The organism is Streptomyces sp. NPDC013317 (assembly GCF_055563155.1).
On record NZ_JBVHDX010000011.1, the window covers coordinates 235889 to 250726 of the forward strand.

Genomic DNA, 14838 nt, shown 5'->3' on the forward strand with positions numbered 1-14838 from the left:
TTGTTGGTGTGCTCTCTCCGGCGGCCTACGGCCCGCCGTTCGCGCTGGTCAGCTTACGCGGGCCCGCTCGTCGGCGAGCGGGGGCCGCCAGTCGGCGATGCCGTCGAAGCCGCGCAGCACGAGTCCGGGGCCGAACCGTGAGACGGCGGCGATGAGCGCGTTGCGCAGGGCGACGGCGGGTGGGGCGCTCATCAGGGTGAGCCGGCCGGTGCGGGCGGCCTTGCGGACGATCGCGGTGGTGCGCGGCAGCCGGTCGGCGGTGTACGCGGTGAGGGCGCGGCTCGGCGGAACTCCCCGGGCGATGTGGTGGGCGAGGACGATCGCGTCCTCGATGGCCTGGTTGCCGCCCTGGCCGAGGGTGGGCTGCATGGCGTGGGCGGCGTCGCCGAGCAGGGCGACACGGCCCTGGTGGAAGGCGGGCAGGGGGTCGATCAGGTGGTGCACGTCGTTCCGCAGCACGTCGGCCGGTTCGACGGCGGCGAGGATCTCGGGGACCGGCTGGTGCCAGTCGCCGAAGAGGCGGAGAAGTTCGGCCCTCTCGTCGTCGGGGGCGTGGGCGCCCTCCGGGGCGGCGGCCATCGCGTAGGCGTAGATCCGGCCGTCCTTGAGTGGCTGGGTGCCCCAGAGGCGGCCGCCGCCCCAGGTCTCGTGCGGGGCGAAGGGCCGGTCGGGGGCGGGGACGACCACGCGCCACGTGGTGAAGCCGGAGTAGGCGGGGCCGGGGTGGGCGGGGAAGAGGGAGCGGCGGAGCGTGGAGCGGATGCCGTCGGCGCCGACGACGAGATCGGCCTCGATCTCCCGGCCTCCGTCCCCGTCCACGTCGGCGGTCCTGACGAGGGCGGGCCGTCCGTCGTCGCCGGGATCGACGAGGGACGCGGCGGCTCCGGTCCGTACGACCCCTTCGGGGAGGGCGGAGGTGAGGATCTCGACGAGGGTGGCACGGTGCAGCAGGACGAGCGGGCCGCCGAAGCGCTCGGCGGCGGCCTTGGCGCTGGTTCGGGCGAGCCAGCGGCCGTCGGGGGCGCGCATGCCGCCGTCGCCCTGCCAGGCGGACAGTTCGCGGACACGGTCGCCGAGGCCGATGACGTCCAGCGCGCGCTGGGAGTTGGGGGCGAGCCCTATGCCGGCTCCCACGGGGGTCAGGGCGGCGGCGCGCTCCAGGACGGTGACGTCCCAGCCGGCCTGGTGGAGCGCGACGGCGACGGTGAGTCCGCCGATGCCGGCTCCGACGACGACGGCACGGTGCTGATCCATGACTCCTCCTGGGAAACTACAGGTGTAGTGACGCCCCTCGAAGGTACTACAGCCGTAGTCGCACCGGTAGTAGGTTGTGCCCATGACGGCCCCCACCCCCGCCTCCGCCCCCTCCCGCACCACACGCGTCGGCGACGCCGCACTCGAACTGCTCGTGGAACGGGGGATGCGCGGGCTGACCCATCGAGCCGTCGACGAGCGGGCCGGGCTCCCCCAGGGGTCGACCTCCAACCACGCCCGCACCCGCCAGGCGCTCCTGGAGACCGCGGTACGGCGGCAGGTCGAACTGGAGGCGCGCGTGCTCGCCCCGCACGAGATGCCGGACCCCGGGCGCGGGCTCGACGCGCTCGTGGACGCGCTGGCACTGGCGCTGCATCGATATCTCACCGACCACCGGTCGCTGCTCGTCTCGCGCTACGAACTCGCCCTGGAGGCCACCCGCCGCCCCGAGCTGCGCTCCTTCTTCGACGCGGCGGGGTCGGCGGCCTTCCACGGGCCGCTGATCGCGATGATGGCCGGGGCGGGCTCCCCGGCCCCCGAACGGCATGCCCTCTCACTGATCGCCTGGTGCGAGGGGCTGATGTTCTCCTGCGCCGCCGGCTCCTTCCACTCCACCGTGCCCGGCCGGGACGAACTGCGGACCGGATTCGAGGAGTTGCTGCGGGGCATGCTCGGCCGCTGAAGGCCCTGGAACGCGGGAACGGCGGGAGCGGCGGGGTCCGGTCGTCCACATCGCCGAGGTCACCCGTGCGGGGCATTCCCCGCCGGTAGGGGCGCGAAGATCACCGTCCGGCCAGCAGAGTGGCGCGGTGCATGCAACGAGAACCACAGCGAGCTTCCTGGTCGGGGCGGCGGTCGCCGCGCTCACCGGCTGCGTCTCGGTCGGTCCGCCGCCCGCCGCGCCTCCACCGGCCCCGGAGACGAGCAGCCCCGCCCCCCGCGTGGAGGTCGCTCCGCAGATCGTCGAGGGCCCGGCCCGCGAGGCCCTGGAGGCCGCGCTCCCCGCTCCCCCGCCGCCGTCTCCGCGGGCGAAGCCGGGGAAGCCCCGGGAGTCGGGGGAGCGGAACGGGACCGGCGTACGGCAGGGCGCGGGCAGTACACAGCGCGAGTCGTCCGCGCCACGGGAACAGAGACGGACCAAGGCGCCCCGGCCGCCAAAGGTGCCCGAGCTGCCCCGCTCACGGGCCGATGTGTGCCGGCTCGGCGCGCAGTACGGGGGCTGGCACCCCGAGAGCGTGCAGTCGAAGGTCTGCGAGGACGCGTACGCGCGCTGAAACGGGAACCTGACGGGGCGGGCGCACACACGCTCCCCGGCGCGAAGAGCACCGAACCGGTACGGGCGCGCCCCGCAACGCCCGTCGTCACCGCGAGCGGAGCCGTACCTCCAGGCGGTCGATCGCGGCGCGGACCCCGTTGCCGTACCCGTCGTCGTCCAGGGCGTCCGAGGCCGCACGGGCCCGGTCCAGATGGACCCGGGCCGCGTCGGGCTGCTGGAGCTTGAGATAGTCGGCGGCCAGGTTCAGGTGGAGCGAGGGGTACAGGGCGCGGAGCGCGGCCGTCGCGTCGTGGGCGGCCAGCCGCTCCTCGCTCAGCCCCTCGGCCGCCAGCAGGGCCCGCAGATCCCAGGCCAGCTCGGCGTCCGGGTCGTCCTGCGCGTCCGCCATGTAGTGCGCGAGCGTGCAGCGGTGCAGCGGATCGCCGTCGGGGCCGATCTGCGCCCACAGCTCCACGAACCGGTTGCGGGCCTCCTCGCGGTCCCCGCCGTGGAGCAGCATCGTCGCCTGCCCGATCCGGGTCATGACGCCGTCGTCCGACGCCCGCTGCTGCTCGGTCACTGCGGCCTCCACACGCTCTCCGTCCAGGGGCTCCGACGCTAACCGTCACGGCCCCCGATCCGGCACAGGCTCGGGTGGCACCCCGAGCCTGTCAGCCGGGCGGGCTCAAGGCCCTCAGCCGAGGTTCGGGATCCGCCAGTCGATAGGCTGGTGGCCCTGGGCCGCGATCCCCGCGTCGATCTGCGTGAAGGGACGGGATCCGAAGAACTTCTTCGCCGACAGCGGCGAGGGGTGCGCGCCCTTCACGACGACATGGCGCTCCTCGTCGATGAGCGGGAGCTTCTTCTGCGCGTAGTTGCCCCAGAGCACGAAGACCGCGGGGTCCGGCCGGGAGGCCACCGCGGCGATCACCGCGTCCGTGAACTTCTCCCACCCCTGGCCCTTGTGCGAGTTCGCCTCGCCGGCCCGGACGGTGAGGACCGCGTTGAGCAGCAGGACGCCCTGCTCGGCCCACGGCATCAGATAGCCGTTGTCCGGCACGGGGTGGCCGAGCTCCTCCTGCATCTCCTTGTAGATGTTCCGGAGGGAGGGCGGCGTCTTGACACCGGGACGGACCGAGAAGCAGAGGCCGTGCCCCTGCCCCTCGCCGTGGTACGGGTCCTGGCCGAGGACCAGGACCTTCACCTTGTCGTACGGGGTCGCCGCCAGGGCGGCGAACACCTCGTCCCGCGGGGGGTAGACCGGCCCCTTGGCCCGCTCCTCCTCGACGAACTCGGTCAGCTGCTTGAAGTACGGCTTCTGCAGCTCTTCGCCGAGGACGCCGCGCCAGGACTCGGGCAGCATGTCGGTGTCGGTCACGTCAACAACCTCCGGTAGGCGATCTCTTGTACGTCCGAGAACCTACCGGGGGCCACTGACAACGGTTCCGCTCGGGCCGCCTACCAGCTGGTCCGGCGGTTGAGCTCCCACATCTGCATGACGGTCTGCGGGTCGAGCGCGCGCTCGGCGCCGCCGATGTCCTCGCTCGCCGCGATGTAGAGCTTGCCCTGCCACAGCGGGAGGAGACGCACGTCCTCCACCATGATCTCCTGGGCCTTGCGGAACTCGGCCACGACCGCCCCGCGGTCGCTCTCGCGACGCGACTTCGGCAGGATCTCGTCCGTGATCTCGGGGCTCAGGTACGGCGTGCCCAGCGCGTTCTGCTTGCCGACGAACGGGGCGATGAAGTTGTCCGCGTCCGGGAAGTCGGGGAACCAGCCTCGGCCGAAGACCGGGTACTGCCCCTTCTGGTAGCCGGCGGCGAACTCCTTCCACGGCTTGCTGCGCAGGGTCACCTCGAAGAGACCGGAGGCGTCCAGCTGGCGCTTGAGCTCGGCGAACTCGAGCGCGGTGCCGGAGCCGTACCGGTCGGTGGTGAACCAGAAGGTCAGCGCGACGGGCTTCTTGATCCCGGCCTCGCGCAGGATCTCGCGGGCCTTGGGGACGCTGGGCTCGCCGAAGCGGTCGAAGAACTCGGTGGTGTGGCCGACGATGCCCTTGGGGACCATGGAGTACAGCGGCTCCGCGGTGCCCTTGTAGGCCTTGGCGACCAGCTCCTCACGGTCGACGAGCTGGGCGATCGCCTTGCGGACGGGCTCCTTGGCGACCGAGGGGTCCTGGGCGTTGAAGACGAGGTAGCGGATGTCGGCGCCGGTGGACTCCACGAGCTGGAGCTCCTTGTTGGCGTCGCTGTCCTGCAGGTCGACGACCTCCTCGGCCGTGAGGCCGCGGTAGGTGGCGTCGATCTCCTTCTTCTTCAGCGCCTCGACCATCGGCTCGGACTCCGCGAAGTACCGGATGGTCACGCCGTCGTTCTTGCGGTCCGCGAACCCCTTGTAGGAGGGGTTCTTGGTCAGCTCGGCCTTGTCGCCCTCGGTGTACGAGTCGAGGACGTACGGGCCCGAACCGGTGAGACCGCCGTCCTCACGGAGCTTGTCGGAGGGATACTCCGCCGGGTCCACCAGGGACATGGCGGGGGTGGCGAGGATGAAGGGGAAGGTCGCGTCGGGCTTGTTCAGCTTGAAGACGACCGTACGGGCGTCGACGGTCTCGATCTTGTCGAGCGAGCCGAGCATCCCGTTCGGGCCGCCCTCGACGTCGATCTTCCGGATGCGCTCGATCGAGTGCTGGACCGCCTTGGCGTCCAGTCTGTTCCCGTTCGAGAAGGTGAGGCCGTCCTCGAGCTTGCACTCGAACACCCGGCTGGCGGTGTCGGTGAACTTGCAGTCCGCGGCATCGGACTGCGGGGAGGTGCTGCCGGTCGGGAAGCTCACCAGCGTCTGGAAGACATTTCGGAACAGCTCCCAGGAATTGTCCCAGGCTGCTGCCGGATCAAGCGTGGTGGGAGAACTCGTCGTGCCGACGACGAGCCTCTGCTCCCCGGTGGAGGCATTGTCGGAAAACAGGCTGCATCCGGACACCAGGGATATGGACGCAAGGGCTGCAGCGGCCTGCAGACTGGTCCGGTTGAACACGTGCACGCTCCTCGTTCAGCCATGGGTCGGCCGACCATACCGCAGCGCCCCGCCAGGTCAATGTTCGACCCTGGCGGGGCACTTGTTGCATTCAACGATCAACCGGGGTCAAACCGGTCAGGAATTCAAGAAAGTGTCCGGATACCGGTCACTCGACGCCGGAGTTGAGGAAAAGCCCTCCGTCGACCACCAGCGTCTGGCCGGTGATCCAGTCCGACTGTGCGGAGGTGAGGAAGGCGGCGGCCCCACCGATGTCCTCCGGGACCCCGAGCCGGCCGAGCGGGTACGCGGCGGCGGCCTCCGCCTCCCGGCCCTCGTAGAGGGCCTGGGCGAACTTCGTCTTCACGACGGCGGGGGCGATCGCGTTGACGCGGACCACCGGCGCGAATTCATGGGCCAGCTGAAGGGTCAGATTGACCATGGCCGCCTTACTCATCCCGTACGCCCCGATGAAGGGCGAAGCGGAGATACCGGCGATCGAGGCGATGTTCACGATCGCGCCGCCATGATCCTTCTGCCAGGCGCGCCAGGTCAGCTGGGCGAATCCGAGCGCCGAGATCACATTCGTCTCGTAGACCTTACGTGCGACATTCAGGTCGAGTTCGGCGATCGGACCGAAAACCGGGTTGGTTCCGGCATTGTTCACCAGGAAGTCGACCCGGCCGAAGGCCTCCATGGTCGCCTCGACGGCAGCGGCCTGGTGGGCCTCGTCGTGGGCCTTGCCGGGTACGGCGATGACCCGGTCGGAGCCGAGGCGCTCCACGGCCTCCTTGAGGGCCTCCTCACCCCGTCCGGTGATGCAGACCCGGTCGCCGCGGGCGACCAGCGCCTCGGCGACGCCGTAGCCGATGCCCCGGCTGGCTCCGGTGACCAGAGCGACCTTGCCGGACAGCTCGGGCAGTTCCTTCGTGCTCATCTACGTCTCCTCTTCCCGCTCGGGCGTCAGTTGAGCGGGCCGCCGGCCACGTACAGGACCTGGCCGGAGACGAAGCCGGCGTCCTCGCCCGTGAAGAAGGCGATGGCGTTGGCGATGTCCTCCGGCTTGCCGACCCGCTGCACCGGGATCATGGAGGCGGCCGCGGCCTGGAAGTCCTCGAAGCCCATGCCGACGCGCTCGGCGGTCTGCGCGGTCATCTCGGTGACGATGAAGCCCGGGGCGACGGCGTTGGCGGTGATGCCGAACTTGCCGAGCTCCTTGGCGAGGGTCTTGGTGAAGCCCTGGAGGCCGGCCTTGACGGCCGAGTAGTTCGCCTGGCCGCGGTTGCCGAGCGCGGAGGACGAGGAGAGCGAGACGATACGGCCGAAGCCCGCGTCCACCATGTGCTTCTGGCAGGCCTTGGCCATCAGGAACGCGCCCTTGAGGTGGACGTTCATGACCATGTCCCAGTCGGCCTCGGACATCTTGAAGAGCAGGTTGTCGCGGAGCACACCCGCGTTGTTGACGAGGATCGTCGGCGCGCCGAGCTCGGTGGCCACGCGCGCGACGGCGGCCTCGACCTGGGCGCTGTCGGAGACGTCGCAGCCGACGGCGATGGCGGTGCCACCGGCGGCCGTGATCTTCTCGACGGTGTCCTTGCAGGCCGCCTCGTCGAGGTCGAGTACGGCGACGGCACGGCCCTCGGCGGCCAGCCGTACGGCGGTCGCGGCGCCAATGCCCCGTGCCGCGCCGGTGACGACGGCTACGCGCTGCTCGGTGGTCGACATGCTGGTTCTCCTCGCCCTTGGATCATCCATGGATGCGGCTCACACGGTGCGTCCCACACATGAGCGACCGCTTAGTACCTTCCGCAGACGAGACGCTAGAAGCCCTGGCACCCGGTGTCAACGGCCCACCGGGTGCACCGGATCACTCCGCATCGCGCGCCGGGGCTCAGCGCACCAGCAGATCGAGCAGCCGTTCGACCTCCGCCTCGGGATCGGCGGTCAGACCGGTGTGCACCGGGCCCGGCTGGACCACGGTGGACCGGGGTGCGATCAGCCAGCGGAAGCGCCGTCCGGCATCGTCGCGCGCCGCCTGTCCGGCGTCCTCCCCGCCCAGGCAGACGCCCTCGACGGCGTGCAGCGCCGCCCGTACGCCGACGACGTCCGCGCCGGGGTCCAGGGCCCGCAGCTTGCTCTCCTCCAGGTGCGTACGGGCGGCGACGTAGGACCGGGCGCGGCAGTAGACCACCACGCCGGCGTTGAAGAACTCGCCGCGCTCGACGCGGGGCACTACGCGCAGCAGCGCGTACTCGAAGACGTCACGGTCGGTCACGTGGTGCGGTCCTTCTCGACGGAGTGCGGCCGGGGGGCGAGGCGGTCGGCCAGCCAGCCGGGCGGCTGCGCGGGCCGGCGCTCGACGCGCGGGCCGAGGGTGATGCGCTCGTGGATGGTCGCGGCGCGCGGCAGCAGCGCGTCCACGTACGCCTGGCGCAGCGCGTCGGTGCTGTCGAACCCCGGCTCGTCGACGAGCCACTCGTCGGGGACGTCGGCGGCGACCTCCTCCAGGAGCTCGCGTGTGACCAGGGGCGCCAGCTCGGCCGCGGCGGAGGCCACGTCGGGCGAGAAGGGCGCGAGGGCGTGGTCGGAGACGTCGTACGGCTTGGCGGCGGAGGCCTGGGCGCCGCGCCAGTTGTGGTGCCAGATCATGGTGGCGCCGTGGTCGATCAGCCAGAGGTCCCCGTGCCAGACGAGCATGTTGGGGTTGCGCCAGGACCGGTCGACGTTGTTGATCACCGCGTCGAACCAGACGACCTTCCCCGCCTCCTTCGGGTCCACCTCGTACGCCAGCGGGTCGAACCCGAGCGAGCCGGGCAGGTAGTCCATCCCGAGGTTGAGCCCGCCGCTCGCCTTGAGCAGCTCCTGGACCTCCTGGTCGGGCTCGGAGAGCCCGATGACGGGATCGAGCTGGATCCCGACCAGCTCCGGCACACGCAGACCGAGCCGTCGCGCGAGCTGCCCGCAGACGACCTCGGCGACCAGGGTCTTCCGTCCCTGGCCGGCCCCGGTGAACTTCATGACGTACGTACCGAGATCGTCGGCCTCGACGATCCCGGGGAGCGAGCCGCCCTCACGCAGGGGCGTGACATAGCGGGTCGCTGTCACTTCGGTAAGCATCGGCCCAGGTTATCGGGGACCGGGCAGCGTCATTCGGACGCACCGTCCCAGCGCATCAGGTTCTGGAACAGCTCCCCCTGCTCGATCGCGTCGTCCAGGGCGTTGTGGGTGTGGGGGCGCGAGGACAGGAGGCGGCTCGGCATCGAGCGCTTCGTCGCGTCCTTGACGGGCACGGCGGCCTTGGCGGCGTACAGCGTCTTGAGGTCCATGCAGCGGGAGTGGCCGAAGGGAGAACCGCCGTCGGCGAACCGCGTGAAGTACCAGTACATCCACATCCAGTCGTAGCCGAGGGGATAGGCGACGAACACCGGCGTGGCGCCCAGCTCCTCGGACACACCGGCCAGCCAGGCGGCCGCGTCGTTCATGGCCCGCGCGGGCTCCTGCCCTTCCCGCACCAGCCGGCCGCGGTCCAGACCGCCGACCGCCAGGGCCTCCGGGTCGTAGGCGTCGCTGATCGGCCTGAGCTCGGCGTAGAAGGTCCGCTCGGCGGGATCACAGGCCGTGAACCCCGCCCCGTCGTGAACCCCCGCGACGGCGAGCCCGAAACTCGACATGGAGAACGGCCCGGGCACCGGCCCGTCGGCCTCCACATCGGCCGACACGTAGAACTCGGCTTTCGCCATGGTTCGCGCTCCCCCGCTCACTCGGCGTGCTTCAGGACGCGTTCACGAGCGCCTCCTGCAACTCCGTGCCGAGCATACAAAGGCGCGTCGAGCCGCCCTTGCCCTCGTGGCGACAGCACGCGCCTCGACGGTCTCGCCGCCCTCAGGCGGAGCGGGAGAACACCGCCACGTCGTAGCGTTCGACGACCGGCTCCGGGGCGTCGCGCTCCTCCTCTCCAGGCGGGCGACGTCGTAGACACGGCTCAAGGGTCGGATCCTCGGGAAGAGACCGTCGACGTTCAAGAGGCCCCGGCACCGGCCGGCACGCGAGCACGGCCCGACGGCCTGCACCCGCACGGATGAGCGCCCTGCGTTCCCCGGCTCCGCCTGCGTCGCCGGGGCCGCACGTCGTCAGAGAGTGGGCTGACCACGCGTCACCCACTCCGAGCAGGGAGCCAGATGGTCAGCCCCCCGGTCCTCCGACGTCTCAGGACCCTCGTCTCCGTGGCGCTGGCCACGGCGACCGCGCTGGCGCTTCCGGGCGCGACCGCCTCGGCCGCGCAGGACGCCGGCCCTGCGCACACCCGCGCCCGCGCCGCCTCGCCCCGCACCCTTGTCCCCATGACCCCACCCCACGGCGTGACCCCCACCACCGCCCCCGCCTTCGACCCCGCGCCCGCACGGGCGAGCCTGGAGCGCCTACTGCCGTCCAGGGCCTCGCAGTTCACCCTGGTGCCGGTCGCCAGGACCGCATCCGGCGACCGGTTCTCCGTCTCCGGCGGCCCTGGCGCGATCAGCGTCCGGGGCACCTCCCCCGCCACGCTGCTCACCGGCGTCGGCTGGTATCTGGAGCATGTCGCCGGGGTCGACATCGGCTGGCCCGGCGACAGCGTCGGCCGGCTGCCCGCCACGCTTCCCGCGGTCGACGGCGAGGTCACGCGCACGGCGAACGTGCCGCATCGCTACGCCCTGAACGACACCGACGAGGGCTACTCCGGCCCGTACCGGGACTTCGCCTCCTACCAGCGCGACATCGATCTGCTCGCTCTGCACGGGGTGAACGAGGTCTTCGTACCGACGGGGGCGGAGTACACGTACTACCGCGCGCTCCAGGACTTCGGTTACACCGAGGAGGAGGTGCGCGCGTGGATCCCGGCTCCGGCCCATCAGGGCTGGTGGCTGCTGCAGAACCTGTCGGGGTTCGCGGGTCCGGTCTCCCGGCAGCTCGTCGAGTCCCGTGCGGCGCTGGGCAGGCGGATCGCGGACCGGCTGCGCTCCCTGGGGATGACGCCCGTCCTCCCCGGCTTCTATGGCACGGTCCCGCCGGGCTTCGCCGACCGCAACCCGGGCGCCCTCACGGTGCCGCAGGGCACCTGGATCGGCTTCGGCCGCCCGGACTGGCTGGATCCGACGGGGCCGGTGTTCGACCGGCTCGCCGCCGCCTACTACCAGGTCCAGCGACGGAGGTTCGGCGACACCGACATGTTCAAGATGGACCTGCTGCACGAGGGGGGCACGCCGGGAACCGTGGACGTCCCCGGCGCGGCGGCTGCCGTCCAGCGGGCCCTGGAGAGCGCACACCCCGGTGCCACCTGGGTGATGCTGGGCTGGCAGCGCAACCCCGCCCCTGCCGTCCTGAGCGGCGTGGACCGCAGCCGGGTGCTCATCGTCGACGGGCTCTCGGACCGGTACGACAACCTGGACCGGGAGACGCAGTGGGGCGGGACGCCGTACGCCTTCGGCACGATCCCCAACTTCGGCGGCCACACGGGCGTCGGCGCCAACACCGCCGCGTGGACCGACCGTTTCCACGCCTGGCTGGCCAAGCCCGACAGCGCGCTGCGCGGCATCGCGTATCTGCCGGAGTCCACCGGCGGCAGCCCGGCGGCCTTCGAGCTGTTCACCGAACTCGCCTGGCAGCCGGACCCGATCGACCGGGCGGCCTGGTTCGCCAAGTACGCCTCCCGCCGGTACGGAGGTGAGGACCCGCACGCGGCCGCCGCGTGGGAGCAGCTGCGCCTCGGCCCGTACGGCATGACCTCGGGCGGCTGGAGCGAGCCGCAGGACAGCCTGTTCACGGCGCGGCCGAGCCTGACGGCGACCCGCGCGGCGCGCTGGAGTCCGACGGCGATGCGCTACGACGCGACGAGGGTCGAGCGCGCGCTCGCGGAGCTGCTCGAAGTGGCTCCGGAGCTGCGGACGACGGAGGCGTACCGCTTCGATCTCGTCGACGTCGCCCGCCAGGCGCTGACCAACCGGAGCCGGGTGCTTCTCCCCCGGATCAGGACGGCGTACGAGGCGAGGGATCTGGCGGGCTTCCGTGTGCTGGTCGAGGAGTGGAAGGCGGACGAGGAGCTGCTCGGCCGGCTGGTCGGCTCCGATCCGCGCTTCCTGGTCGGGCGGTGGCTCGCCGCCGCGCGGTCCTGGGGAGCGGACGCGGCGGAGCGCGACCGGTTGGAGTACGACGCCCGCTCGATCCTCACGACCTGGGGCGACCGGGTGCCGAGCGAGAGCGGCCTGCGCGACTACGCCAACCGTGAGTGGTCGGGGCTGATCGAGGATCTCTACGCCCCGCGCTGGGCGGTGTACTTCGCGCATCTCGACCGCGCTCTGGTGGACGGTACGGCTCCACCCGCCGTCGACTGGTTCGCGGTGGACGACGCCTGGGCGCGCGGTCACGCGACCTATCCCACCCGTCCGGAGGGCGATCCGGTGGCGCTGGCGGGCGAGGTCCTGGCAGCGCTCCGTTCGGGTTCGTAGCGGGTTCCGTAGAGGGCTCGTAGCGGGTTGAACTTTTCGGCGCTCCCGCTCGTACTCACTCCTACCAAGTGATCGCGTCGGTGTGATCGGAACGCAAGGGGAGTGCGATGAGTGGAGTAGCACGTCGGACGGTCGTCTCGGCGGCGGGCGGTATGGGTCTGGTGGCCGCGCTCACCGCCTGCGGCGCGTCGGACAGTTCGTCGTCGGGCGGCGGCTCGGGGGACGCCCCGAAGGAGGCGGGGTCGCCGCTCGCGAAGACCGCGGACATCCCGGTGGGCGGCGGCAAGGTCATCGACGGTCAGGGCGTGGTGATCACCCAGCCGAAGGCCGGCGAGTTCAAGGCCTTCTCGTCGAAGTGCACCCACCAGGGCTGCGCCGTCAGCGGGGTCGCCGACGGGGTCATCACGTGCCCGTGCCACCAGAGCATGTTCGACGCCTCGGACGGCACCGTGAAGGGCGGCCCGGCGACCAGCCCGCTGCCACCGACGCCGATCAAGGTGGACGGGGACTCGATCACGCTCGCGTGACGCGCCGCGGGCTCTTCCAGCAGCGCAGCACCTCCTCCGTGGTGGCGACGGTGGAGACGAGTGCGAGCGTGTGACGGATCATCGCGGGGGTGTAGTCGGCCGGCACCCCCGCGATGGCGTCGCCGGGCACGACCACGGTGTAGCCGAGGTTGACCGCGTCGAACACGGCGTTGGGGATCGCCACGTTGGCCGAGACACCGGTGACGACGAGGGTGCGGCAGCCGAGATTGCGCAGCAGCGGGTCGACGTCGGTCCCGGCGACGGGCGAGAGCCCGTGCAGCCGTCGTACGACGATGTCCTGGTCGGCGACCTCGATGGGTTCGGCGATCCGCACGGCCGCGCTGCCGCGGTGCTGCTGCACGGGCAGCCGGGCCGCGGCGCGGAACAGCCGGGCGTTGCTGTTGGCGCCGCGCCCGTCCGGCCTGCGCTCGGCGACCGCGTGCATCACCTGCACGTCGGCCTCGTGGGCGGCCGCGACGAGCCGCGCGACGTTGGCCAGCGCGCCCGAGGCACGCGCGGCGGTGGCGAGTTCGGGCAAGGCGCTCTCCTCGCCGACCACACCCTGCTGGCACTCGACGGTGAGCAGCACCGTGCCGGACGGTTCTAGCTGTTCCTGGAGCTGTTCCCGCTGTGACGCGCTGGTCATGGTCTCCCCTGTCCGCATCGCCGTGCCGTACTCCGGGCGGGCGAGGCTAGCCACCCTTGCCCCAGGAGGGAAGAGCCCCCATGATTTCTGACACTTCATCAGACTCATGGAAAGGGGCGGTCGATGGCCGTCGCGCAGCGCCGTGGACGCCGGATCATGATGACCCCGGCCGAGCTGGACACCTTCCTCACCGAGCAGCGCACCTGCCGGGTCGCGACCGTCTCCGCGGACGGCCGTCCTCATGTCGGCGCGCTCTGGTTCGCCTGGGACGGGACCTCGCTCTGGCTCTACTCCCTCACCCGCAGCCGCCGTTGGGCCGAGCTGCGCGCCGACCCGCGCATCGCGGTGGTCGTCGACGACGGCGAGGAGTACGGGGAGCTCCGCGGCGCGGAACTGTCGGGTACCGCGGTCTTCGTCGGCGAGGCACCGCGCACCGGCGAGCCGTGCCCCGAACTCGACGTGCCGGAACGCCTCTTCGCGGCCAAGAACTTCGGCATGGACACGATGCCGCACGACGGCCGGCACGCCTGGCTGAAGCTGACTCCGGACGCGGTCGCGTCCTGGGACTTCCGCAAGATCTAGCCGCCGCGGAAACGCGGGGGCACAGGGCGCAGGTCTAGCCGTCACGGAAGCCCGGGGCACGGGGCGCCGATCCAGCCGCCACAGAAACGCGGGAGATCGGGGCGCCGGCCGGACCCCCGGCCTCCTTCAGCTGCTCAACGGCGCCCCGATCTCCCGCAGCGCCTCGACCGCCGCCCTGATGGAGGGCCGGCGGTCGGCGTCGCTGCGCCAGGTCGCGTAGATGTGTCGCTTCATCTTCTGCCGCACGGGCAGCAGCACCACCCCGTCGGGGGTCGGGCCGCGACCGAGGCGCGGGGTGACGCACACCCCGAGCCCGGTGGCGATCAGCGCGAGCTGCGTGTGGTGCTCCCCGGCGAGATGGGCGATGCGCGGCTCCATGCCCTGCGACCGCAGGGTGAACATCAGCCAGTCGTGGCAGAACTCCCCCTCGGGCCAGGAGACCCAGTCCTCGTCGCCGAAGTCGACGAGATCCACCTCGTCCCGTGCCGCCAGCGGATGTCCGGCGGGTACGGCGACGTCGGCAGCGTCGTCGAGCAGGTGGGCACGCTCGAGACCACCCGGCACCGGGGCCTTCTTGTTGCTCCAGTCCAGGACGATCGCGAGGTCGGCATCGCCCCGCAGCACCTCGCGGATACCCCGCTCCGGCTCCAGTTCGGTGGTCCTCACACGGAGGTCGGGATGGGCGGTGCGCAGCGCGGCCAGGGCTCCGGGCAGCAGCCCGCGCGCCGCCGTCGGGAAGGCCGCGATCCGCACCTCGCCGACGACCTGGCCGCGCTGCGCCTCGATGTCCGACTGGGCGAGCTCCACCTGGGAGAGGATGCGCGCCGCGTGCTGGGCGAGCAGCAGACCGGCGTCGGTGAGGCGAACGCCCCGGCCGTTCTTGGCGAGCAGCTGCTGGCCGATCTCACGCTCCAGCTTGGACAGCTGCTGCGACACGGCCGAGGTGGTGACGTGCAGGCCGTCGGCCGCTCCGCTGACCGATCCGTGCCGTGCGACGGCGTCCAGGGTCCGGAGGCGCTCCAGGTTCAACATGTAAGCAATCCTAAGCGAAGACCTTCATCTATTCTCGCTTGTTCTAAGAGA

General features: G+C 71.5%; 16 protein-coding genes. 5 read left to right on the top strand and 11 right to left on the bottom strand.

The window, feature by feature from the left end:
- Nucleotides 1-48 precede the first annotated feature (48 nt).
- Nucleotides 49-1254 (bottom strand): FAD-dependent monooxygenase, encoded by a 1206-nt coding sequence (locus ACZ3IJ_RS27035; RefSeq protein ID WP_467472274.1) that lies wholly within the window; start codon nt 1252-1254, stop codon nt 49-51.
- 82 nt (nt 1255-1336) lie between these two features.
- Between ACZ3IJ_RS27035 and ACZ3IJ_RS27040 the strand changes: the two genes are divergently transcribed.
- Both ACZ3IJ_RS27040 and ACZ3IJ_RS27045 read left to right on the top strand, forming a co-directional pair.
- A complete protein-coding gene (locus ACZ3IJ_RS27040) occupies nt 1337-1936 on the top strand; it encodes a TetR/AcrR family transcriptional regulator (RefSeq protein ID WP_467472276.1) in 600 nt (199 codons plus the stop codon).
- A gap of 127 nt (nt 1937-2063) precedes the next feature.
- On the top strand, nt 2064-2528 hold the full coding sequence (locus ACZ3IJ_RS27045; RefSeq protein ID WP_467472277.1) for a hypothetical protein: 465 nt from the start codon (nt 2064-2066) through the stop codon (nt 2526-2528).
- Between the two features lie 87 nt (nt 2529-2615).
- Here ACZ3IJ_RS27045 and ACZ3IJ_RS27050 read toward each other — a convergent pair whose 3' ends face one another.
- The 8 genes from ACZ3IJ_RS27050 to ACZ3IJ_RS27085 all read right to left on the bottom strand — a co-directional run bounded on the left by ACZ3IJ_RS27050 (nt 2616) and on the right by ACZ3IJ_RS27085 (nt 9261).
- Entirely contained in the window at nt 2616-3089 is a 474-nt protein-coding gene (locus ACZ3IJ_RS27050; protein WP_467472279.1) for a hypothetical protein, read from the bottom strand.
- 114 nt (nt 3090-3203) lie between these two features.
- Nucleotides 3204-3887 carry a uracil-DNA glycosylase gene (ung, locus tag ACZ3IJ_RS27055; protein WP_467472281.1) on the bottom strand — a complete coding sequence of 228 codons (684 nt, stop codon included), beginning with the start codon at nt 3885-3887 and terminating at the stop codon, nt 3204-3206.
- 80 nt (nt 3888-3967) lie between these two features.
- Complete coding sequence (locus tag ACZ3IJ_RS27060) at nt 3968-5542, bottom strand: ABC transporter substrate-binding protein (protein WP_467472283.1); 1575 nt, start codon at nt 5540-5542, stop codon at nt 3968-3970.
- 148 nt (nt 5543-5690) lie between these two features.
- The gene (locus tag ACZ3IJ_RS27065; RefSeq protein ID WP_361678071.1) at nt 5691-6458 is read right to left on the bottom strand and encodes an SDR family oxidoreductase; all 768 of its coding nucleotides are present in this window, start codon (nt 6456-6458) and stop codon (nt 5691-5693) included.
- Between the two features lie 26 nt (nt 6459-6484).
- Nucleotides 6485-7246: a 3-oxoacyl-ACP reductase FabG gene (fabG, locus tag ACZ3IJ_RS27070; RefSeq protein ID WP_391800568.1), complete on the bottom strand. Its 762-nt coding sequence runs from the start codon at nt 7244-7246 to the stop codon at nt 6485-6487.
- 166 nt (nt 7247-7412) lie between these two features.
- Nucleotides 7413-7796, bottom strand: a complete 384-nt coding sequence (locus ACZ3IJ_RS27075; protein ID WP_391800567.1) for a DUF3037 domain-containing protein — start codon at nt 7794-7796, stop codon at nt 7413-7415.
- Complete coding sequence (locus tag ACZ3IJ_RS27080) at nt 7793-8638, bottom strand: HipA family kinase (RefSeq protein ID WP_467472285.1); 846 nt, start codon at nt 8636-8638, stop codon at nt 7793-7795. Before ACZ3IJ_RS27080 ends, ACZ3IJ_RS27075 begins: the two co-directional genes overlap by 4 nt.
- A 29-nt stretch (nt 8639-8667) precedes the next feature.
- Nucleotides 8668-9261 carry an exonuclease gene (locus tag ACZ3IJ_RS27085; RefSeq protein ID WP_467472286.1) on the bottom strand — a complete coding sequence of 198 codons (594 nt, stop codon included), beginning with the start codon at nt 9259-9261 and terminating at the stop codon, nt 8668-8670.
- A gap of 438 nt (nt 9262-9699) precedes the next feature.
- Here ACZ3IJ_RS27085 and ACZ3IJ_RS27090 point away from each other — a divergent pair, with 438 nt between their 5' ends.
- Together ACZ3IJ_RS27090 and ACZ3IJ_RS27095 are read left to right on the top strand one after the other, a co-directional pair.
- Entirely contained in the window at nt 9700-12000 is a 2301-nt protein-coding gene (locus tag ACZ3IJ_RS27090) for an alpha-N-acetylglucosaminidase (protein ID WP_467472288.1), read from the top strand.
- Between the two features lie 107 nt (nt 12001-12107).
- Entirely contained in the window at nt 12108-12527 is a 420-nt protein-coding gene (locus ACZ3IJ_RS27095) for a Rieske (2Fe-2S) protein (RefSeq protein ID WP_383170923.1), read from the top strand.
- On the opposite strand, the gene ACZ3IJ_RS27100 is transcribed toward ACZ3IJ_RS27095, so the two are convergent.
- Nucleotides 12514-13173, bottom strand: a complete 660-nt coding sequence (locus tag ACZ3IJ_RS27100) for a cysteine hydrolase family protein (RefSeq protein ID WP_467472290.1) — start codon at nt 13171-13173, stop codon at nt 12514-12516. The genes ACZ3IJ_RS27095 and ACZ3IJ_RS27100 overlap by 14 nt on opposite strands.
- 123 nt (nt 13174-13296) lie before the next feature.
- Here ACZ3IJ_RS27100 and ACZ3IJ_RS27105 point away from each other — a divergent pair, with 123 nt between their 5' ends.
- The gene (locus ACZ3IJ_RS27105; RefSeq protein ID WP_467472292.1) at nt 13297-13755 is read left to right on the top strand and encodes a pyridoxamine 5'-phosphate oxidase family protein; all 459 of its coding nucleotides are present in this window, start codon (nt 13297-13299) and stop codon (nt 13753-13755) included.
- Nucleotides 13756-13881: 126 nt separating this feature from the next.
- Here ACZ3IJ_RS27105 and ACZ3IJ_RS27110 read toward each other — a convergent pair whose 3' ends face one another.
- A complete protein-coding gene (locus ACZ3IJ_RS27110) occupies nt 13882-14787 on the bottom strand; it encodes a LysR family transcriptional regulator (protein ID WP_467472294.1) in 906 nt (301 codons plus the stop codon).
- Nucleotides 14788-14838 lie beyond the last annotated feature (51 nt).